Source organism: Rhizobium sp. P40RR-XXII, from assembly GCF_012641405.1.
GTDB lineage: Bacteria > Pseudomonadota > Alphaproteobacteria > Rhizobiales > Rhizobiaceae > Rhizobium.
The window spans coordinates 96,525-118,393 of the sequence record NZ_JABAII010000019.1 but is presented as its reverse complement, the minus strand read 5'-3'; the positions used below and the strand labels follow the sequence as shown (position 1 = coordinate 118,393).

The following is a 21,869-nucleotide window of genomic DNA, read 5'->3' as shown; positions in this document are numbered from 1 at the left end:
AAATCGGCGACCTGCTGCCGTTCAACTTCTCCAAGACTACTGCGGCCGGATAGAGCCGGATCTCGCTACCAATGCGCGCACGTTCATCGGTCTTGCGCCGTCAATGCGCATCGAAAATCGCGCTTACCTCGATATCACCGAGAGGCCGGCGAATGCCGGGTTTGAATACGCGATCAGCGCCGCAGCGCCCGTTATCGGGAATGTCATTCTGCACGTGCGGGACGGCGGCAAAATTGTCAGCATCGTGCCCGTGCCGGAAGGTGCAAGTGCTGAAAATCGCGTGAAAATCGACGAGCTTTACCACCGCACAGACGCCGAGACGCTGCAAGCGGTTGCCGAAGTCGCCTCGCGCGCCGTGTTGACTATCCCGATCGCAAAGATATTTCGACTGGATGAGATCGGCGCGGCCCAGCGCGCGGTTTCTTCGGGCGTGCAGGGAAAAGTAGTGCTGAAACATTGAGTGCGTTTTTTGCGGGGCAGCAGGAACGTCAGCAGTCGCGCGTGTTTGTTTCTCGGTGAAACCACGGCCATCGTATGTGCCGTTTCCATCCCATTGAATCTGGATATTCCTGAGTCGTAAGGTCCGCGCAAAAACGGCTCCTGCAAGAACGGTAGTGAATTCAGGGCGATCCTGCTTGGCGTGGCTTTAGGCGCTGCCTGGAAGGACAAAAAAATGCCGGGCGTTTCTACCCGGCAGAGTTGGGCCAGAGGCCTTGGGAAGAGTGGGTCGATACCGATAACCTGACCATGACGTCTCGAAGACTGGCCTCAGTTTCGCTCGACGTTTGAAAATACTCCTTGCACCGCCGCGTGGTGAGCGCCCTAAGCGTCCAGGCCCGATGCCTTTTCAAGCGTCTCCTTCATCGATTGAGCTCCACGCGCGGTGAGCGCCCGCCCGAGACAAAATTCGACTTCGATGACCCTTTTCCCTCGAGCAGGGCGATCTCCGCGAGTGTGCTGCCTTGGGACACGCACTGAAGGCAGGCCTTTTTAAGCAGCGAAAGCATCAACGTCTTCATAAGCCTCCTAATATCATATGTTATGTTAGAACATGCCGTTATCTATGGAGCTGCCCTCGATACTTGGAATGCAGGTTCTCTTGAAAGCCGTTCGGCGTGCCACCTGAGATGGTTCGCCATGAACGTCGAGATGAAAAAGTAAGAATGATCGTATCCTTCGCGCATGTTAAGGGTGAGCGAGATCCCAGCCCTCTCGCACGCTTCCTTCAACAGATGCGGCCGAAGTCCGTTATCGATAAAACTGTCTGCCGTCCCCTGATCGACCAGCATTTCTTGAACGCGAAATCCGTCTTCAATCAGGAATGTCGAATCGTAGGCACGCCAAGTGGCAGGATCGGAACCAAGGTATTTTTCAAACGCTGGCCGGGACCAATCTGCCGTCGATGGCTGAGTGATCGGCGCGAATGCGGAAACTGATTGGAATCTGTCGGAATTCTTCAGCGCCAGGGTGATCGCCCCGTGACCACCCATGGAGTGACCGAAAATGCCCTGGCGAGAGAAATCTAATGCGAGCCCGCTACTTTCTAGCAGTGCTGGAAGCTCTGAGAGAATGTAACTCTGCATGTTGTAGTGGGTGGCATAGCGAGGCTCTGTGGCATCCAGATAGAATCCCGCGCCTTTGCCGAACTGCCAATTGTCGCTTTCGTCGGCTACCTCATCGCCGCGCGGACTGGTGTCGGGGCAGACGATGGCTAGGCCAAGCTCTGCGGCACTTTGGCGATAGTCGCCTTTGTCCATGACATTTTGGTGAGTACAGGTCAGACCGGACAGGTACCACAAGACAGGAACCTTTCCGCTTTCGCTTTGAGGTGGCATGAAGATCGCGAACGTCATGTTGCAATGGCACGTGCTGGACCAATGCGAAAAGACGTACTGCGTGCCTTCAAAGGACTTATTGGCCGCAATCTGCTTCATTCCACTCCCCGTATCATGGAGCGGGCCAGATTGCTCCAGCCCGCGTTGCGCATTATTGGAGGACGCCGCTTTTCTTGGCTGCCCATGTGGCGAGAAAGTCCATCAGCGCCGGCGAAAGGCAATCATAGGGCTCAAGACCCACTTCCCGCAGCTTGGCCCGGATGCCATCCATCTCGGACGGATCGACCCCGCCTTCGATTGCTGACGAAACGAAGGCTGCGAAGCCGGGCTCTGGCCAATCGCCGCTGTCGAACAATTCCGGATGAATGAAGGACAACCCCTTGAACGCATGATCCCTTTCGACCGGGCCATACATATGAGTGCCGCACTCCTTGCAAGCGTGGCGCTGGATCAATGCCGAAGGATCGACGACGGCGAGTTTGTCGCCATTTTCAGTGACCGATACGGCTTCGCTCGGCGCTACGGCCACGACAGAGAATGCCGCACCTTCCGGCTTCCAGCATTTGGTGCAGCCGCACGCATGGTTGTGGGCGATCCCGGTCGAGACTTTCACTTTAACAGGGCGATCCAGACACTTGCAGGTGAGAACACCACCTGCATGCTTGCTGTCGCCCTTGTTAAGTCCGGACTGGATCGACGGATGAAGAAGTCGAATGCTCATGGTTTCCTCCTAGGTTTTCCCCGCAACATGCGGGTTTTATCAATGATCAATAGACAATCACCGAACGGATCGACTTGCCTTCGTGCATCAAGTCAAATGCCGTGTTGATTTCATCGAGTGGCATCTTGTGCGTGATCAGGTCGTCGATGTTGATCTTGCCTTCCATGTACCAGTCGACGATTTTGGGAACGTCGGTCCGGCCCCGTGCGCCGCCGAAGGCGGTGCCCTTCCAAACACGCCCGGTGACCAGCTGAAACGGCCGGGTAGAAATTTCCTTACCGGCTTCCGCGACGCCGATCACGATGGATTCACCCCACCCGCGATGGCAGCATTCAAGCGCCTGACGCATGACATTGACGTTGCCTGTCGCATCAAAGGAATAGTCGGCGCCGCCATCCGTCAAATCCTGAATGGCCTGTACGACCTTGTCGTTCCCAACCTCGCTTGGGTTGATGAAGTCCGTCATGCCGAACTTGCGAGCCATCTCCACCTTTGCCGGATTGAGATCGACGCCGATAATCCTGTCGGCGCCAACCATTCGAGCGCCCTGGATGACGTTGAGGCCGATCCCACCCAGGCCGAAGACGACGACATTCGAACCGGGACGAACCTTGGCGGTGTAGATCACCGCGCCGATGCCAGTCGTCACGCCGCACCCGATGTAGCAAACCTTGTCAAAAGGAGCGTCCTTGCGAACCTTCGCCAAGGCGATTTCCGGCAGGACGGTAAAATTCGAGAACGTCGAGCAGCCCATATAATGGAAGATTTCGCCGGCATCGCACGAAAAGCGGCTCGTCTTGTCCGGCATGAGCCCCTGCCCCTGCGTTGACCGGATGGACGTGCACAGGTTGGAACGCTGCGATAGACAAGTTTTGCATTGGCGACATTCCGGCGTGTAGAGCGGAATGACGTGATCACCGAGTTTCAACGTCGTGACGCCGGCGCCCACCTCGCGGACAATGCCTGCGCCTTCGTGGCCGAGGATTGCCGGGAACTTGCCTTCGGAATCAAGGCCGGACAGCGTATAGGCATCGGTGTGGCATACGCCTGTCGCCATGACCTCGACCAAAACCTCGCCGGGCTTCGGTCCGCCAATCTCGATCGTTTCGATGGACAGAGGCTTATTCGCCTCCCACGCGACCGCCGCTCTGCTTTTCATTGTTTTCTCCTTTTTGGATACGCGTTTTCTGCGGAATCTCATCTGTTGGTTCGCAAAATCGGATCAACACTACGGCTTGGCTAGGACGCCAGACGCGATCGCGTGGGCCGCGTTAGAAGGTGAGGATCAGCCGTTTGGGCAATCAGGTCCTCGGAAAGGTCCGGTTGTTCCGCGAGGACTTCGCGGATCGTCTTGCCTGAGGCCAGTACTTCCTTTGCAAGGTCGGCGGCACGTTCGTAGCCGATTGCGGGAGTTAAAGCTGTTGCGACAGCTGTACTGGCTTCCAGGTGCTTGCGGCATGTTTCGGCGTTCGCCGTAATCCCGACCACGCATTTCGTGCGCAGCACGTCGATCGCGTTCGTCAGCAGTTCGAGTGAATGAAGAGTATTATATGCAATGACCGGCTCCATCACATTCAGCTGCAGTTGACCGGCTTCCGACGCGAGCGTGATCGTCAGGTCGTAGCCTATGATCTGGAAGGCGACCTGGTTGACCACTTCAGGCACGACAGGGTTGACCTTCCCTGGCATGATCGATGAGCCCGGCTGAAGAGGCGGCAGGTTGATTTCGTTTAGGCCGCCGCGCGGACCGCTCGATAGCAATCGGAAATCGTTGCAGATCTTCGAAAGCTTCGTTGCTGTGCGCTTCAACATGCCGGAGAAGAGAACGAAGGCACCAGTATCCCAACATGCTTCGATCAGGTTGCCAGCCGAAACCAGGGGAAGGCCCGTGATTGAGCGAAGCTCTTGGAGAGCAGCTGCCTGGTAGTCGGGATTGGTGTTAATACCCGTCCCGATAGCCGTGCCTCCGAGGTTGATCTCGTGGAAGAAGGTAGCGATTTCGCCAAGCCGTGCGACATCCTCGCGGAGAGTTGTCGCGAACGCCTGGAACTCCTGGCCGAGCGTCATCGGCACGGCATCCTGCAACTGCGTGCGGCCGAGCTTGATGACATCAGCGAAGCTCTCGGCTTTGCTTTCGAGCTCGCCGGCAAGCTGCTCCAGCGCCCGTCGCAACTGCCCATGGGACAGAAGGATCGCAAGCCGAATTGCCGTCGGGTAGACGTCGTTGGTCGATTGGGAGAGGTTGACGTCGTTGTTCGGATGGAGGGCATCGTATCTGCCCCGCGCCATACCCATGATTTCGAGGCCGCGGTTGGCGACAACCTCGTTGATATTCATGTTGGTAGAAGTACCCGCGCCACCTTGGAAAACGTCGAGGGGAAACTCTTCGAGGTGCTGACCGGAGATGATTTCCTGGCAGACCTGGCAGATGACCTCTGCTTTACCCGCATCAAGATCGCCAAGTGTCGCGTTCGCGCGGGCTGTCGCCAACTTCACGTAGGCGAGCGACTTGATGAAGTTTGGGAAGTGGCTGATCTGTATGCCTGATATGGGAAAGTTCGCAATACCTCTAGCAGTCTGAGGGCCGTAGTAAGCATCTGCCGGAATGGCGACGGGGCCAAGCGGGTCTCTTTCAATGCGTTCGGTCTGAGGAGCAGCCATCACGAGTATTTCCTCCAAAGTATGAGACAGCGGGCGCCAAGATGAAAGTTGAGGGTGGCTAAACCCTGTGGTTCACGGCGCAACACGCGCTTTCTGCGTCTTGTTTTTTGGGGCCACGCTTGATTTTGCTAGCGTGGCCTAAGTACGATCAAGCCGCCTTGGACGACCGACCTGTCGAAGTTCCACGTTCCTTGACGACTGCAAGAAAGCGATCGATGTCGGCTTCGGTATTGAACATGCCGAGTGAAATGCGGACGCCGTCGCGTTCCGGCGAAACGCGCACATCCTTGGAGGCGAAGTAATCGAGCCACTCTTCAGCCGGGAGCGCTGCGACGTAGATGTGCGGTGCACGGTTGGCACGCTCGCGCGGTCCGACGAGTCGGATGCCCAGTTCATCCAAGCCGGCAATCAGACGGTCGCCGAGATCAAAGCAGTGAGCCTGAATCTGCTCGACACCGAGTTCGTTGATCAGATCAAGTGCGGCCCCGAGGGCTTGGATGGCGGGCAGATTGAAGTTACCGAGCTCGAAGCGGCCTGCGGTCGATGCCGGAGCCATGTCATCCGGTCGGGCAATGAAGTCGGCCGGAGGATTTGCAAGACTGATCGCCGCAAGATAGGCAGGTTCGAGTTCTGTGCGGGACTGATCCCAATACAGTAAACCAAGACCCTGGGGGACAAGAAGACCCTTGTGAGTTCCGCAACCAATGAAAGTGGCCCCGACCTTCTTGGCGTCGATCGGAACCACGCCGACCGCTTGCATGATGTCGAGCACATAGTAGAGGTTCTTTTCCTTGCAAAGCTGACCGACACCGAAAATGTCGAAGCGATGTCCGGCATGGAATGTAACCTGCGACATCGAAATTGCCTTGGTTTTGGCGTCGATATACGAACGGAAGCTGTCGGCATTGACGACTTCCGTCATAGGAATGAAGCGGATTTCGACGCCCCTCCTTTTGAGATTGAGAAAGGCGTAGGCGTTGTTGGGATGATCGCCATGGATCATGAGGACGTTATCGCCCGCCTTGAGCGGCAACGCGTTAGCGGCGATGTTCATCGCTTCAGAAGTGTTCTTGGTGAACGCGATTTCTTCGACAAAAGCGCCTAACAGGCCGGCAACCTTTGCCCGAGTCTGCTCCATGCGATCGATCCACACAGACTTCGGACCGGCCGTCTCGTAGCCCTCCCTGATGAACGTCTCGAGGGCATCCTTGACAGGCTTCGACATCGGCGTCTGGAAGCCAGAATCGAGGTACGTCATCTGCTCGACGGCAGGAAAGAGCTTCCTGACTGCTTGGACATCGTAATACTGCATCATCATTCTCTCCAATGGGCAACAAAATCCGTTCGGCGTGGCGGTGAACCACGTCGCTCCCGTCCCGACCGTTGGCCAGGCTGTCTGCGTCTGCCTTAAATTCTTTTACGCTGCATAAATTTCATCCATTGAAATGATAGGTCAAAACGTCGAACAGTCTAGAAATATATCGTTTAATGAGAGTATTTAATTCCGAAAAATGAGAATTGCTACGTGGCCCGGGGAAGGCTTTATCTTAAGTTACTGATATGAAACACAATGACAGGCTCCGGCGCTGGCCTGAAGCAAAAGACCGACGACGAAGAGGGTGCGACAGGGGGCGCTGCGAGTATTCTCGCATCGATCAGATCCGAGAATTGTTCTTCCGAAACTTGAGAATATGCCTTTAGACGAAGTCGCTATCCGCCTGGAGGATCGTTTCGGACAGCAGAATGGCTGCATTCATCAAAGGCTCTCGGAACCGCTCCAATTCCTCGTAACTCACCCGAGCCGCGGGAACCGAGACCCCAAGGCAGGCGATGAGCGTGCCGTCCGGGGCAAGTATGGGGACTGCACACCCGACCACGCCTTTGACATATTCCTCGTTTGTTCGCGCCCAGCCAGCTGATCTCGTTTGTTCAAGCACACGTAAAAGAGAGTCAGGATCAGTTATTGTCCGATCTGTATGCTTTTCCATCCGGACTGACCGCACGAGCTTTTCGCGAGCTTTTGCCGGCAGCATGCTCATGTAGATTTTGCCTGTTGAGGTGCAATACAGCGGGGCGCTGTGCCCAGGATCGAACTGAAGGCCCTGGGGTGCGGTCACCCGGATGCTGTCGACGTAGGCGACGACATTGTTTCTGACAATGCCGATTTCGCATTGTTCGCCGATCTCTGCTGCGACGTTCTGGAGGACTGCATGGCGCCGTGCAGTGCGAAAGGCCGAGCCGATCGTCTTGCCTGCGAGCACGACAAGCGCGTTGCCGACAACATATCGCTTCGTGCCTGTCGCGCGTTGGATCAGGCCTCGCGCTTCAAGATTGCCAATGAGCCTGTGAGCTGTCGGGAGGGGCAGATCAAGGTTCTTGGCGATATCTGCCGCAGTTACGGCCTTCAATTGGCCGGCCACAAAATCCAGGATGGCAAAGGCGCGATCGAGTGGGCCATCCTGGTTGGCATTCAAACTCATATCGTAGCTCGCAAGACAAAAGGATAATCATATTTCGAGAGGAAAAAACTCGAAACTTGATACTGCGACCTTACTCATAGACCCCAGAATGATCAAATGGCATTCGCGCGCCCGTCTCGCGTTCCCACGCTATCTTGTTGCACCGGTCGTTGAAAATTCAGTCGCGCCGCTGCATTTCGCGAACATCTCCTGGGTCCTGCGTGTGTCAAATCCCGCGGCAACGCACAGCATCAGAAGAACGCGCGCCTTCTGAGGGTTCAACGTCCCAGCAGCAACGAAGCCGTTGGCGTCGTCGTCAACCTCGGCATTGCGCGCTACGGCGCCAGCTCCAGTGCGCGACGACCTCACGACTATTGTCCCCTCCTGGGCTGCCCGCTGGACTGTTGGCAGAATTGCGTCCGGAATGCTCCCGCCGCCGGTTCCAGCAAAAACAAGGCCGGGCGGTCTGGCGGAGGCGAGAAAGGACAAGGTTTCGGGCTCTTGGCCGGCGTAAGCATAGATGACTGGGATCGGCGGCAAGGCGCTCGGCAACAAGAAGTGGGGCAAAGCGTCTAACGGGGCGGCGACACGGGGCTTGTCATTTTCGATCGCACCCACGTCACCGATGTTAGGGCTGTCGAAGGCATCGACGTCCACGCTATGACGCTTTGTAACATCCCTGGCAGCCTGTACTCGAGCGTTAAGGACAGTCAGCACGCCTCGGTTACGAGCCTCCGGAGATCGCGCCAACATAATCGCATGCCGCAAATTCAGTGGCCCGTCGCTTTCGAGACTGTGCGACGGCCGCATGGCGCCAACGATAACGATCGGCTTCGTCCCGCGATAGGTGAGATCAAGGAAGAATGCCGTTTCCTCGAGCGTATCAGTCCCGTGTGTGATGACGACGCCCGACACATCCGGTCGCGCGGCGACAATAGCCACCTGCTCGGCAAGAACAAGCCAATGTTCGGGACGAATGTTCGGGCTTGTTACTTGCATGAGCTGAAGGCATTCAACTTCCCGATCGATACCACTCAATTGCAGTAGTGTCTCAACCCCAATGGTCGCCGTTCGCGCTCCGTCCTGGGCAATGGTGCCACCCGTCGCCAGGACTACAACCAACTTGGGGTCGTCGATGCGCACCGATGCATGGCCAAATCCAACCACGTTCTTCATCTTCCATGTTCCTCGGCACTGAGCGATAAGTTGAGAGACGACCGCTTTGTCAGGGACGTTGCGGAGGTTCGGTTCTGTAAGTTCCTGGATGCTTGTCGCATGGACGCATCGCCCAAATCAGCTTGGCCCCACATCGCGATGCCCTCTGCAGATCAGTGTCTAAGAATGCGAGACAGGAAGGTTCTCGTGCGCTCGTGCTGCGGGTTGTCGAAGAAGCTGTTCGGCTCTCCGATTTCGGTGATACGTCCATGATCGATGTAGACCACGCGGTCCGCGACTTCCCGCGCAAACCCCATTTCGTGGGTGACGATCATCATCGTCATCCCTTCGGCAACCAGCTCGCGCATCACGTCCAAGACCTCACCCACCATTTCAGGGTCGAGCGCGGACGTCGGTTCATCGAAGAGCATGATGTGCGGATCCATCGCGAGGGATCGAGCAATCGCCACTCGTTGCTGTTGCCCCCCAGACAATGCTGCAGGATATTTGTGCGCTTGGTCGCTCAGACCGACGCGGTCAAGGAGTCGCAAGGCCTTCGCTTCGGCGTCTTTTCGCGACTGCTTTCGCACTCTGATGGGGGGCAAAGCGATATTTTCCAGCACGGTCATGTGCGGGAACAGGTTGAACTGCTGGAAGACCATCCCAACGCCCTTGCGGATCTCTTGCAGGGCCTTGTCGTCGCCAACGGCGCGCTCTTCCGCCATTGGCATGCGGAACCCATCGACCATCAGATTTCCGCTCTGATACTGCTCGAGACCGTTGACGCAACGGATGAGAGTCGACTTTCCAGAGCCACTCGCTCCGATTACAACGATGACCTCGCCTTTTCCGACAGATAGGTCGACATCCTTGAGGACATGGAACGTCCCATAATACTTGTTGAGGCGTTCGACCCTTACTATCGGCTCATTCGTCTTTGTCGCGGATATGTTGTTCATCGGCTTGCTCCTTTACCGAGCTGCTGTTCGAGACGGCGCGCCATGAAAGTGATGATACTTCCGATCGCAAAATACACTGCGAAGAGAAACACATAGATTTCATAGGTTTGCCCGCTGTTTTGAGGATTTGCCAAGATCATCTGGCCCGCCCTGAGAAAATCCGTCAGGCCAATAATGAAAACGAGGGGCGCGTAATTGAAGATATCGAGGATGTTGCCAACCAATCCAGGCAGAGCAACGCGCATCGCCTGTGGCAGCACGATCAATAGCTTCATATCGGCGTCACTGAAGCCGAGAGCGTCTGCGGCCTCAGTCTGTCCACGTGGGACTGCCTGCAAGCCGCTGCGGATAAATTCGGCCGCGTAAGCCGAGTAGAAAATTACGAAGCCAAGAAGACCGCGGATGACGTCAGGGATGTGTACGCTAGGCAGCAGCAGTGGGAGGGCGATCCAGATCCAAAAGACGATCAGGATCAGCGGAACAGCGCGCATGAGTTCGATGTAGCCGGTGCATAGGACTCGAATGCTACCAATCTTGCTCTGGCGGCCGAAAGCCAGCAGGATTCCGATCGGGATGGTCAGCGCAGCTGCGAAAATCGTCAGGATGACCGAGAGCAACAGGCCACCCCAAGTGGAGGGACCTACTGGCGCCAAAACGATTACTGTAAGCCCTAATAATGCCGTTGATAGCTTGCCTGTATGGGCTTTGATTGTGGGAAGTTTCGATCCCGCGATCCATCCTGAAACGTAAATCGCAGCTACGAGCAACGTTTTGACCGCAGCTCCAATGGAAACATATGCGGCGAGCACTGTGATGAACCCGAATCCGATTGCTACGACAACCAAGCGGCGCGTCTGGAATGGAATTGCCGTGGCACTGACAGTGGCGAAGATCAGTGAAAGGCACCCGGTCGCAAACCAGGCACGCCATAGCTCACCATCGGGAAATACCCCGGTCATGAGAACCTTCGCGCTCGACTGGATAACACTCCAGTCTGCGCCCGTCAGAACCCAGGCCAGGAATGCGTAAGCAATCCAGATCGCCACGGGTATGACAATGATCGTCAAGGCAGTGTCGAACGGCTTGGCGAAAAGATTGAGACGAAGCCATTTCAGGGTCGTCGTGGCGTGCATTATCGTGCTCCCGGAATTTGCATGCGCGCATTGAGCACGTTCGTGACGGCGCTGATCGTGAGGCTGAGGAAGAGATAGACCAGCATGACGATAATCACGCCTTCAAGGCTTCGGCCAGTCTGGTTTGCGACGGTGCCGTACACATTGAAGAGATCAGGAAACCCAATCGCGATGCCAAGAGACGTATTCTTGGCCAGACCAATGTACTGGTTCCCAAAGGACGGAAGAACGACGCGGAACACCTGCGGAAGTACGATGTCCTTGATGGTCTCGCTCCGGGAGAACCCCAACGACTCCGCTGCCTCCCACTGACCCTTCGGCAAACTCTCGATTGCTCCGCGCACCACCTCTCCGAGATAAGCGGAGCTGTTGATGGAAATCGCGATCAGGATTGCAGTGAATTCCGGCGACAGCGAAAATCCGCCAGATGCCCTAAACCGCCCGACTTCAGGAAATTCGATAGACAATCGAAACCCGAGATACAGCGCAGCGGCCAGCAGCAGTAAACCAATTACAAGACAGGCAATACGGAAGCCGTTTCGGGTTGAGACGAAATTGCACGCGAGCATGACTAAAGCTGAAAGGAAGAGGATTATCGAGGAGCCGGTCGTGCTCTGAGTCGCCACAAGGCCCGGAATCCAGACGCCTTGTTGGCTTAGGATGGTACCAAGAAGATGCGGCGCTCCTGCAATGGGCGGAAACTGGAGGATCACGGCGACATACCAGAATGTCAACTGGATCAGCAAAGGCGTGTTGCGGACGAACTCGACGAAATAGAAGCAGATCTGGCGGATCAGCCAGTTCGTCGATAGCCTGCCGACGCCGAGCATCACACCAATTATCGTGGCAAACAGGATCGCGAGGACGGCGACCTTAAGCGTGTTCATTAGCCCGGCGAATAGCGCTTGCGCATTACTCATCTCAGATGAGAATGTCACCAACCCAAAAGGATCGGAAAAGCTATAAGTAAACCCCTCGCTGATCTCAAAACCCGCCGCCGCCGAAAGGTAGTCGAAGCTGAACGCAATGCCCCTGGCAGCAAGGCTCGCTCGCAACGCATATCCAAGGCCAAACAAAATACCGATCGCCGCGCCGACGATTGCTAACTGCGTTAGTTTTTTTCGAATTGCCCGAGCTCTAAGCGCTTGCCGGTCGAATTGAGCGGGCGCATCGATTGTGCTTGCGGCCATCATTTGACGCTCCCTTTAGTGAAAGCCATGGAGATATGCGGCCGGCCGTTACCGGCCGCACTATACTATCAGTTCCAGAGCGGAGAAATCATCGTGCCGCCGTCTTTAAAAAGGGCATTCGGAGTGCCTTTCCGGTCGATGTAAAACGGAGTTTTGGGGCCGAGATTGCGATCGTAGACTTCTCCGTAGTTGCCGACCTGCTTGACAACCTGCGCGACGAAATCTGCGGGAATTCCGAAGTCTGCGCCGAACGTGCCATCGAGGCCGAGAAACCGTTTCATCACCGGGTCGGACGACGTCTTGGCTTCGTCAACTTTGGCCGACGTCAAGCCGTCTTCTTCCGCCTGAATCATCGCAAAGGTGATCCAGCGCAGAGCGTTCCGCCAGCGAGAATCGTTTGCGACGACGAATCCGGCGAATGGAGACTTTTCGAGCATTTCCGGCAGAATGAAGTAGTCATCCGGCTTGGCAGAGTTGCCGCGCCATGCGGCGAGCGCCGTCTTGTCGGTTATCATAGCGTCGCAACGCCCGCTCCCGAGGGCGCCGAAGAGTTTTTCCAGATTTTCGTAGGTGAGTACCTTGTTCGTCCAGCCTCGTTCTTTCACAAGGCTGGCGAGCAAAGCTTCAGTTCCCGACCCTTGCGTTGTGCAAAGGCTCGCGCCTGCGAGATCATCGAACTTTGTGACCTTGGAGGCGGCCTTGACCATGGCTCCCGTCCCGTCCCAGAATGTGATCGGTAGAAAGTCGATCGTGATTGCGGACTCGCGAGCCGGCTTCATGGTCGTATGCGCGAACACGACATCAACCTGTCCGGTCTGAAGCGCCGTGAAGCGGCTCTTGTCGGTAACGACAACGTAGTTGACTTTGGTGGCGTCACCGAGAACGCCGGCGGCAATCGCGCGGCAGAAATCGACGTCGAAACCTTCCATCTTGCCGGTTTTCGTATTCAAATATCCGAAGCCGGGAGCTGTATTGTCGGTTCCGCAATTTAGAGTGCCGCGTTGTTTCACGGTATCGAGCACGCTGGCGCTCGCTGGCATGGCGGCGAAAAGTGAAACGGCGGCGGCGGCAATGCTGAGTGCTATCTTCATTTTGTTCCCCATTGGTCACCCGGAGCCTATCCGGCGATGATGATTTGCAAGCGAATTTGGGCGTCGTGTCGCTTCTTTTTCTTATCCAACACCTGCATTTTGAGCGTAGTTTGACTCAAAACATCAGTCCAGTTAAATGATTTCAAGTATTCCATTTGAAAAACTGTTGAATGCGATATGCTGTCGATTACGGAACCGGTTAGGCCAATCGAACTATGGACACTCAGCGACTAAAAACCCTTAGGGAACTTGCAATCCGAGGAACCATGGCGGCCACGTCAGAGGCGGTAGGACTGTCGCCCTCCGGGGTTTCCCAGCAGATTTCCATGCTTGAGGAAGAGGTGGGCGTGGCGCTGGTGGAGCGCCGCGGCCGCGGCGTCAGGATTACTCCAGCGGGCCAGGTTTTGATACGGCACACCGAGAGACTACTGAATGTGCTGGAAGAAGCAAAAACCGAGCTGGCCGAGATAAAGCGGATCGTTGCTGGTGAGCTGACGCTCTCGTCGTTCCCTTCCATCGCTGCGAGCCTGCTGCCGGGGACGCTGCGGGAATTGCAGATTGATTTTCCAGATCTAGTCGTCTCAGCGATCGAGATGGAACCTCTAGTAAGTCTAGCATCTTTGCGAAGTTGGCAGGTCGATCTCGCGATTGTCGACGATCTGACGCTCAAGCAGGATAAGAGTCCAGAGGCCCTCGAAACTTTCTCTATTTACGAAGATACGATCGTGGCCGTTCTCGCCAAGTCTCATCCATTGGCTACTAAAAGAAAGATCCGGATCACGGATCTTCGAGATGAGTTTTGGGCAATCGATACGCGGCCCAACACGTTCTCAGACACGATTTTTGAGATCTGCAAAAGTCGCGGCTTCGAGCCCAAAATTATAGGAAGGTTCGACGCATTCGATGTCATTTGTGCTATGGTTGCGGGGCGGAGCGCGATCTCCATCTTGCCTCAGATCAGAGTGTTGCGGCACCGCCACGAAATCGTCGCGCGTCAATTTGATCCCCCCATGAAGAGATCGATCCTCCTTGCAATTCGCAAAGGTGAATCGAGGAGACCAGCGCTCAAAATCTTAATCGAGGCGCTTCGCAAGCACGCGGCAACATTGCCGATTATTTCGATCGAAAGCGGCGGGGCGATCGCAACATGAAACCGGGACGTAGACTACTTCCGATCCCATTAGACGACCTCTCTTGGCCCATATTTACCGTTCCGAGGTCAAGTAAGTCGCCGAACCAACCACTGCGTCAGTCGCTGATTTGTCAAGATGAAGTCGCCGGGGTGCCAAATCAGTGAAAATTCCTGCTCTTCGCCTTCAACGTATCGATATGAAGGTCAGGCTGTTGAGTTGCGCGAGATTTTGATCCGCACTTTCGTTTCGTGCTGAGCCAGCTATGAAAATTCAACCATTTGAAACGATTGATTATGCTAAGTGTTTTCTGGATCCGTGCCACATGCAAAACCGCGTTAAATCATCACGGAAATTAACATATGCGCATCGGCCTGATTGAAATTGAAAACTTTCGCGGAATCAAACTATTTCAGTGGGCGCCAGAACCCGGCGTAAATTGCCTGATTGGACCGGGCGACTCTTGCAAGACAACGATCCTTGATGCTGTTGAATTGGCGTTATCACCTCGCCACACGCTAAATTTCGATGATCTTGATTTCTATCAGAGCGACCACGCTAACCCCGCCGTCATTACAGTTACCCTAATCGACCTTCCCAAGGAATTCACGTCCGATCAACACTATGGCCATTATCTCCGAGGTTTCCTCAACGACAAAAAACTCGTTGATGAATTGCCATTACCGGAACACGGAATGCCTGCCCTCTCGATCCGCCTCACGATAGATGAATCCCTGGAGGGCAAATGGGGCCTTCACAATGACCGCGTCACGTCCGGCGATCTAAAAGAACGAGCTTTGAGCTATTCACATCGAACTGAGGTCGCACCCGCACGACTGGGGGTTTATGCCGATCACCATCTGAGCTGGGGCCGCAATTCGACGCTGACCCGAATGAGCGAAGGAACAGCAGGAACAAAAGATATTCTGGCCCGTGCAGGAAGATTGGCCCGTACCCACTTCAAGGAAGAAGCAGCCAACCTCTTCAAGAATAGCCTGACCAATGTTTCCAAAGCGGCCGCTAAGGTCGGGATGGCACTTCCGGAAACACTAACAGCCGGTTTGGATGTCGATGGTCTCTCCGTTACTAACGGCAGCATCGCGATCCATAATGGAGAGATACCCTTGCGCGTTATGGGCTTGGGATCATCACGGCTGCTGGTCGCCGCACTACAGGATTTTTCCAGGGCGTCATCCTGCTTAACAATCATTGACGAGGTGGAACATGGTCTTGAACCGTACAGAATTGTGCGCCTGTTGAAGCATCTCAAGTCGAAAGACCGTGCAAGTCCCCAAGTATTCTTGACCTCGCATTCGCCCGTCGTCATTCGGGAGCTGAAAGTCGATGATTTGCACGTTGTTCGACGTTTAGCGGATGGCAAGGTTGAGATCCGTGCCGCAAACAAAAAGTATTCACGGCTGGACCCCCAAGCGCCGCCGCGGTCCATGCCCGAGGCGTATTTGGCACCGACGATACTGATATGCGAAGGCAAAACGGAAGTCGGCCTGTTGAGAGGACTGGATGATTTCTGGTCCTCAGCGGGAAAGGATACTCTCGCCCTGAAGGGCATTGCGCTAGTGGACGGAGGCGGAATCGACCAAGCTCCCGCACTGGCGGGTCATTTCTTTTCCCTAGGATATGATGTGGCGCTGCTCATCGATTCCGACCGGGAACCTGACGACAAGGAAATCCTCGGCAAGCTCGCAAATGTCAAAATTCCTATATTTCGATGGAGACAGAGTTACGCAACGGAGGATGTCCTTTTTCACGAATTGCCCTTAAAGGCCGTGGAAGCTCTATTTGATTACACTCTCACAATTATCAGCCCAGCTGCGATACAAGCGGCCGCCAACAAAGATCGATCCAAGGCTGAGCAATTTCCCGACACGGATAGCATCCGCAAGGCGCTTGGCGACAAAGTGCTACGTGACGCCCTCGCAGATCGAGCCAAGGGCAAGATTGACAAAGATGGCGAACGCCACCGCGCCTGGTTCAAAGACATAGAGAAGGCCGATACGATTGCGCAGACCGTGGTGGGACCATATCTTGCAGAAAGCAAGCCGGAATTTGAAACGGTAATAACGGCAATACGAGCATGGATCGATGCCCGTCCCTGAGGCCATAGCCGAAGCAGTCTCGGCACAAACAAGCGGCTCCGTAATAGCTCCGGCCGGTTACGGTAAGACCGAAACAATAGCTGAAATAGTGGCGAACACCACAGGTCGATGCCTGTTACTCACGCACACGCTGGCCGGTGTTGAGGCGCTCAAGTCGCGCCTGAAATCGAAGGGGGTCAGACCAGAACGATATCAATTGGATACAATTGCAGCCTGGGCGCTTCGGTACGCATCATCTTTTCCAAAAGCCTCAGGCATTCCGTCGATCACCACACCGCGCGGCAACCAATGGCCCACGGTCTATCTAGCCGCGCGGCAGCTTCTCACGTCGGGTACCTTGGACGTGGTGGTGAAGGCCTCGTACTCCATGGTGCTGGTGGACGAATATCAGGATTGTACGGTCAGCCAACATGAGATCATCAAAGAACTTTCCCGTACAGTTCCTGTGATAGTCTTCGGCGATCCCTTGCAAGGAATTTTCGACTTTGGGTCAGAGGCAGTTGTCGATTGGACCGTTGACGTGCTGCCGACATTCCCTCAGGTCGATGAGCTAAAGACGCCCTGGCGATGGAAAAAATTAGGAAACCACGACCTCGCCAAATGGCTGAGGGCCACTCGCGACGACCTTCTGGCCGGAAGAGCTATTGATCTTCAGACGGTGCCATCGTGTATCCGCGTCCACCATGTCAAGAATCAGGCACTTGTCCGCAAGCTGGAAGCAAAAGCCTGCAATGCGATCTCCCCCTCGCCTACCAATCGTCTCGTGATAGTCGGAACCAAGGGGAGCGAAAACCAGCGCGCGGCCTTGGCGAAACGCGTCCGCGCCCAAAACGTTGAAACGATTGAGTGCAAAGGGCTACAGGAAGCCTGCGTGAAGATTGAAGCGACAACGGGGTTTCCCCGGCTACGGTATTTCGTAACATTCTTGAGCAAGAGCATTGTAGGGGTTCGACCAACACCCTTTCTTCGCAGAGTCGAAGATATTCACAAAGGCAAAAGGATCACAAAACCTCTCTCGGTGAGAGAGGCAGCGGCGCTCCAGATTATCAACGATGACCATCTGGAGCCGCTTACCATCTTGATTGATGAATTTCGAAAGGTAGGCCAAGCGTTCCGCAGCGAACTGCTTTTCGCGCTGAAAGACAGTTTAGCCAGCCGAATCCTATCCGAACATCCGACACTCCTTGATTGCGCATGGCATATTCAAGAGCGCCGTAGACACGTTGGACGTCGCCACGGCTACAAAATTGTCACCAGCACACTTCTGGTAAAGGGCCTTGAATACGAAAACTCCGTCGTATTCTTATCTCACCCGATGACCAAAGAAGATGCCTACGTAGCTCTGACGCGTGCGTCGCTGCGGATCGATATCGTTACCGAGCATATGAAATTTCAACCTTCATAGCCCTCAAATTTGCAAATGGACATTTGCGTCCAATGATTATTCAAGACAAATGAATTTAACAACTCTAGCGTTCACTCATACTTACAATGCGGAGCTTTTCGCGTATGATTTTTCTAAACTCAACGGCTAACAAAGATAGCGAGCTTCATGTCCACCATCGAGTACCACTACCAAACCATGGGGCGAATTCTCTCATACCTAGTGAACGCGGGACTTTCACGTGTCGATTTCGATCCGTCAGATGCCATGGACATCATGACCCATCGCATTGGCGATGAAGAAGAGGTGCTGCGAACTTTTGCCGACGTTCTCTACTGGATGAAAGACGAAGGACTAATCCGCGTTCGCCGTATTCAAGAGTTCGACGGCGGTTACGCTTTCAATGGTGTGCAACTCACATCCAAGGGCGTTTCAATCGTGCAGACTAAGCCTAACGATCCCGATCTCGGTGAGAGCATCGAGAAAAAGGTGAGCGTCAAGGGTGAGCTCGAAGCGTCCGTCTACACCAAGATCGGATCGTTTGTCGGTGGCTTAATCGGTGGCGCAACCCAAGCAATGTCGGGCTAGTTCAAATTCTCTCGATCAAGCATCAGCTGTAAAAAGTTTGGGTATGCCGTAGTAATCGAGCTTAGACAGATCGAGGAGCGACTGGTTATTCAGAGGCCGGATAGCCCAAGCGACGGTGCAAGCATGGACCCATAGCCAGCTTGATTGGCCCGTTTTCATCCTCCCAGCCCTTGCCTACAACGCCGTGAATATAGATAACGCCCTCAAGTTGGTATCCGCGCGTTGACGTCTAAAAGGGCGGTGTCCACCGGATCGCCCTGTAGCTCCCACTTGACTGGTGGTTGATATGGCACTCGACGTCACGACTGATCATCGGTTTCGTCACGATCGCGGGAATCGATCAGGATGGTTTCGGGGCGACCGATGTTCACATAGGAAAGCACGTCCGAGTTTGCGAGGGCCATATCGAGCTTCGCTTTCGCCCCCTCCCGGGAAAGTCCCGCCGTCTCCAATAGGTCGATAACATCCTCAAACGGCGATGGAGCGCCGCCATTAATGGCAAGATTGCCTTCCATATGGATATGGAAGTAGGCCTCTTGGTCGATCAGCTTCTCTTGTTCGAGCAATCTTAGAAAATCTGTGAGGAGCTGCATGCGCAGCATTCCCGAAATGACTTCTGTCCACGAAAGCGCGCGGCCAAAAACGGAAATTGCCGCCGGCAGAAAATGGGAGATTCTGAAGATCAGCCGGGCCGCCAAGATAGCCGCATCACGCCCCCCGATCGGAAAGACGGAACCCAAAACGGCGCGCGACCCGATCGCCAGAAAACCGTTCGCAGTCGTTGCATGATTTCGCGCTGCGGCGTGCGTGTCGCAAGCGCTAAGAATAACGATGGGCGGCGGCCTGTGGATCCGCCCGCGCAATAGCCAGACGTCACACGCCTCGTCGTAGAGATGAAGCGTTCCGGCCTTCTCTTCCCGATGACTTCCATGGCCGTCGAAAATAACGAGTGGTCCGTCAAAGGCGTTGAGGGCATCGACAAGCTCGTCGGCGCTCGTGACCTCGACAACCTCGATCTCGATGCGATCTTCCCATTGTTCGCTAAATCCCTCAAAGGCCATCTCGAACATCGGACGGATCGGATCGGTTCGCTTGAGGGCACTGATGATCAGAACCTTGCGAAAGCTTTCCGGAGTAAGGCGAAGAAGCGGTAGCGGCGCAAGCTGGTCGATCAAAAGATTGCCTGGTGTAGCAGGAAGTCTCGAGACATTCTTGCGAATGCACAAGGGTAGTCCGTCAACGCTCAGCCATTCCAGATGGGCGTCGGCAATAATCCTGATCCCATCGCGCGACTGACGAATAATTGAAAGGAAACCTGCCGGAACCGCGCTGTCGATGGCCTGCTGGACTTGGCGAAACGCGTCGAGCCGCTTTTTTGAGTGTGTCTCGTCACCGCGTCGCCCGGAGGCGAATGCGCGCACTGATTTGAAAGTCGTGTTGACTGCATTGGGAAGCCGGATGGTTGCGGCAAGGTGAGATGCAGCGAATGTCGCGACCGCATCAGTCGCAAGAGCCAGTTCCAACTGTCTAATGTGCATCATCGGATGTGGGGACGCTTTGGCTTTTCCGGCGCCAATGTCGGCGAGGCTGGCGCCGAACATGACCTCTTCTTGATGAACGGTCGTTGCCGAGAAGCCATAACCTGTCTGTCCGACCAGCATATCCCGTACGGTGAAAAAAGCCCGCTTCTCGGCGCCAACCACCTTATCGGGAGCACGCATCGTCGCCACGTGTGCATACATCGCCGGAGCAAACAGGTTGAGATCGGGAAAGTGAGGGTATTCATGCGATCCGCCGCTCGTGTCGATCGACCCTCGCTCGGAGAAGATCGTCTCGCACGTCGCAACAATTTGACGAACATACGGGGCGATGCCGTTCCCGATGTCTTTGAACGGTTTGACGCCGATATCGCGATACCCGAGCGCGTGCAGCACCATTAGATTGGGCGTGATTGTGGCATGACCCTCGAGACCATAATCGAGCTGGCGCGAGACTGGTTCAAACCGATCATGCAGTGCACACCTTGCGTCATCGATGTCCTGCGCAATGACCTGCTCCGACAGCAGGTCACAAACTGCCAGACAGAAAGCTCGCAAAGCCTCGGGCGAGAGGTCGGCGGGCCGAACGTCACCGCCGCTTTTGGCGACCAGTAAAGGAGCGATCGCACAGGCATTTGCCCAATCTCGATAATCATCGGCATGCTGGTCATCGGGCAGAAGAAGGACATTGAAAGGTGCGAAAACCTCCGGCTCCAGCGACCGGATAGCCCCCGGTGACATCGGCAGTACGTAGATCGGATTGACACCGCACATGCGGCGGGCAGCGAAGGTCTTCCGTCCGTCTTCAGAGAGGTCGAACACATTTGAAGGTAACTTGGCAGCGAGCCGCATCAACCGCGAGTTCAAACAGAGGCTCACAGCGAACCCCTGAAAAGGCGACGCTTTCTCTGGTTCTCCGTCAGGCACGGGGATGATAAAGCGAATGCTAGGATCGAGTGGGAAGGCCTGCATTTCTTCTCCCAGATCGTGCAAAATAACTGCCTTTCCTGCCTGGAAAAGCTGTACAGTTCGACGGAAGACCGAAAAGTTCTGCCTTCATCGGAGCACATTCAACTATTGAAAATCAAATGCCTAATTCGATCCTCCGTCAATTCTCCGCCCACGGCGTCCAGGTAAATAACCTTGTCATTCCTGGTCGCTCGATCGAAAGTGTTCTCTCCCGCCACGCTCTCAACCTCGTAATCAACAACGATGACGAGCTATTCAAAGTCTCTCTGGTGGGGTCCGCAACAGCTGTTCGCTTTCAAGGTCGAGAAATTCTTCTCACCACCCAACATCAGCTGCGCAATTTCGATCCGCGCCAAGTGGCGATGCTGACCGATTCGGGCAGCCATATAATCACATCGGGAGGGGTACGTGGTTATGGCCCGCATCCGGATACAGATGCGTACGATATCGCCGCGTTCGATTTTACCGAACCATGCGCAGACCGCCCGGAGTTTAAGAAACGGTTTTTCGATTTGCTGAGCGGACCGCCCGACGTCTTGAATGCTCAAGTTCTGGGGCTGCTCTTAAGCGGATATCCCACAATAGATCAGGAATATGACGTTCACGAAAACAATCACCTCGGTTTGGCGCGGCGCAATGTTGTTTGCCAACCATATTCGCAACCGAGCGACCAAGCGTTGCTTACTGTGCAGGCCGTGCAGCCCCTTGAAGTTCATCCTGACGGCATGAGTGGGGGATCGGCCTTCGTGATCCAGCTAGAAAGTGGGCACCCCCGCGCCTACTTTGCCGGTCTGATTGTGCGAGGTGGAAAAACCACATTCCAAATCCTTAAGGCCGGTTACGTGATTGCTTTTCTCAACTCTGTCTTCGCAGAAGAGTGAAATGTGTTTCTCGTTGGCGCCTGATTCCCAGGGCCGCTAGGTGACCTCGGAGCGGGAA

General features: G+C 55.1%; 18 protein-coding genes. 6 read left to right on the top strand and 12 right to left on the bottom strand.

Annotated features, from left to right (window positions below; genetic code table 11):
• Positions 1 to 103: 103 nt before the first annotated feature.
• Complete coding sequence (locus HGP16_RS27790; RefSeq protein WP_246705604.1) at positions 104 to 460, top strand: zinc-binding dehydrogenase; 357 nt, start codon at positions 104 to 106, stop codon at positions 458 to 460.
• Positions 461 to 1,061: 601 nt separating this feature from the next.
• Here HGP16_RS27790 and fghA read toward each other — a convergent pair.
• From fghA to HGP16_RS27735, 11 genes are all read right to left on the bottom strand, one after another.
• The gene (gene fghA / locus HGP16_RS27785) at positions 1,062 to 1,934 is read right to left on the bottom strand and encodes an S-formylglutathione hydrolase (RefSeq protein WP_168843186.1); all 873 of its coding nucleotides are present in this window, start codon (positions 1,932 to 1,934) and stop codon (positions 1,062 to 1,064) included.
• A gap of 52 nt (positions 1,935 to 1,986) precedes the next feature.
• Positions 1,987 to 2,556 (bottom strand): S-(hydroxymethyl)glutathione synthase, encoded by a 570-nt coding sequence (gene gfa / locus HGP16_RS27780; RefSeq protein WP_168843185.1) that lies wholly within the window; start codon positions 2,554 to 2,556, stop codon positions 1,987 to 1,989.
• A gap of 46 nt (positions 2,557 to 2,602) precedes the next feature.
• Positions 2,603 to 3,715, bottom strand: a complete 1,113-nt coding sequence (locus tag HGP16_RS27775) for an S-(hydroxymethyl)glutathione dehydrogenase/class III alcohol dehydrogenase (RefSeq protein WP_168843184.1) — start codon at positions 3,713 to 3,715, stop codon at positions 2,603 to 2,605.
• 80 nt (positions 3,716 to 3,795) lie between these two features.
• Entirely contained in the window at positions 3,796 to 5,217 is a 1,422-nt protein-coding gene (locus HGP16_RS27770) for an aspartate ammonia-lyase (protein ID WP_168843183.1), read from the bottom strand.
• Positions 5,218 to 5,365: 148 nt separating this feature from the next.
• Positions 5,366 to 6,532: an aminotransferase class V-fold PLP-dependent enzyme gene (locus HGP16_RS27765; protein WP_168843182.1), complete on the bottom strand. Its 1,167-nt coding sequence runs from the start codon at positions 6,530 to 6,532 to the stop codon at positions 5,366 to 5,368.
• 382 nt (positions 6,533 to 6,914) lie between these two features.
• Positions 6,915 to 7,697: an IclR family transcriptional regulator gene (locus tag HGP16_RS27760; protein ID WP_168843181.1), complete on the bottom strand. Its 783-nt coding sequence runs from the start codon at positions 7,695 to 7,697 to the stop codon at positions 6,915 to 6,917.
• Between the two features lie 129 nt (positions 7,698 to 7,826).
• The gene (locus tag HGP16_RS27755; protein ID WP_168843180.1) at positions 7,827 to 8,852 is read right to left on the bottom strand and encodes an asparaginase; all 1,026 of its coding nucleotides are present in this window, start codon (positions 8,850 to 8,852) and stop codon (positions 7,827 to 7,829) included.
• A gap of 152 nt (positions 8,853 to 9,004) precedes the next feature.
• Complete coding sequence (locus HGP16_RS27750) at positions 9,005 to 9,790, bottom strand: amino acid ABC transporter ATP-binding protein (protein WP_205927570.1); 786 nt, start codon at positions 9,788 to 9,790, stop codon at positions 9,005 to 9,007.
• Entirely contained in the window at positions 9,787 to 10,923 is a 1,137-nt protein-coding gene (locus HGP16_RS27745) for an amino acid ABC transporter permease (RefSeq protein ID WP_168843179.1), read from the bottom strand. Before HGP16_RS27745 ends, HGP16_RS27750 begins: the two co-directional genes overlap by 4 nt.
• Positions 10,923 to 12,116 carry an ABC transporter permease subunit gene (locus HGP16_RS27740; RefSeq protein ID WP_168843178.1) on the bottom strand — a complete coding sequence of 398 codons (1,194 nt, stop codon included), beginning with the start codon at positions 12,114 to 12,116 and terminating at the stop codon, positions 10,923 to 10,925. The genes HGP16_RS27745 and HGP16_RS27740 overlap by 1 nt, the downstream gene beginning before the upstream one ends.
• A gap of 65 nt (positions 12,117 to 12,181) precedes the next feature.
• Positions 12,182 to 13,153 carry a transporter substrate-binding domain-containing protein gene (locus HGP16_RS27735; RefSeq protein ID WP_246705608.1) on the bottom strand — a complete coding sequence of 324 codons (972 nt, stop codon included), beginning with the start codon at positions 13,151 to 13,153 and terminating at the stop codon, positions 12,182 to 12,184.
• Between the two features lie 266 nt (positions 13,154 to 13,419).
• Here HGP16_RS27735 and HGP16_RS27730 point away from each other — a divergent pair, with 266 nt between their 5' ends.
• The 4 genes from HGP16_RS27730 to HGP16_RS27715 all read left to right on the top strand — a co-directional run bounded on the left by HGP16_RS27730 (position 13,420) and on the right by HGP16_RS27715 (position 18,423).
• Positions 13,420 to 14,355 carry a LysR family transcriptional regulator gene (locus HGP16_RS27730; RefSeq protein WP_168843176.1) on the top strand — a complete coding sequence of 312 codons (936 nt, stop codon included), beginning with the start codon at positions 13,420 to 13,422 and terminating at the stop codon, positions 14,353 to 14,355.
• Between the two features lie 341 nt (positions 14,356 to 14,696).
• Positions 14,697 to 16,451, top strand: a complete 1,755-nt coding sequence (locus HGP16_RS27725; RefSeq protein ID WP_168843175.1) for an ATP-dependent nuclease — start codon at positions 14,697 to 14,699, stop codon at positions 16,449 to 16,451.
• On the top strand, positions 16,438 to 17,856 hold the full coding sequence (locus HGP16_RS27720; RefSeq protein WP_168843174.1) for a UvrD-helicase domain-containing protein: 1,419 nt from the start codon (positions 16,438 to 16,440) through the stop codon (positions 17,854 to 17,856). The genes HGP16_RS27725 and HGP16_RS27720 overlap by 14 nt, the downstream gene beginning before the upstream one ends.
• 147 nt (positions 17,857 to 18,003) lie before the next feature.
• On the top strand, positions 18,004 to 18,423 hold the full coding sequence (locus HGP16_RS27715) for a hypothetical protein (RefSeq protein ID WP_168843173.1): 420 nt from the start codon (positions 18,004 to 18,006) through the stop codon (positions 18,421 to 18,423).
• A gap of 299 nt (positions 18,424 to 18,722) precedes the next feature.
• Here HGP16_RS27715 and HGP16_RS27710 read toward each other — a convergent pair whose 3' ends face one another.
• Positions 18,723 to 20,933: a hypothetical protein gene (locus HGP16_RS27710; protein ID WP_168843172.1), complete on the bottom strand. Its 2,211-nt coding sequence runs from the start codon at positions 20,931 to 20,933 to the stop codon at positions 18,723 to 18,725.
• 116 nt (positions 20,934 to 21,049) lie between these two features.
• On the opposite strand from HGP16_RS27710, the gene HGP16_RS27705 reads away from it, so the two are divergent.
• On the top strand, positions 21,050 to 21,811 hold the full coding sequence (locus HGP16_RS27705; RefSeq protein WP_168843171.1) for a hypothetical protein: 762 nt from the start codon (positions 21,050 to 21,052) through the stop codon (positions 21,809 to 21,811).
• Positions 21,812 to 21,869: the final 58 nt, after the last annotated feature.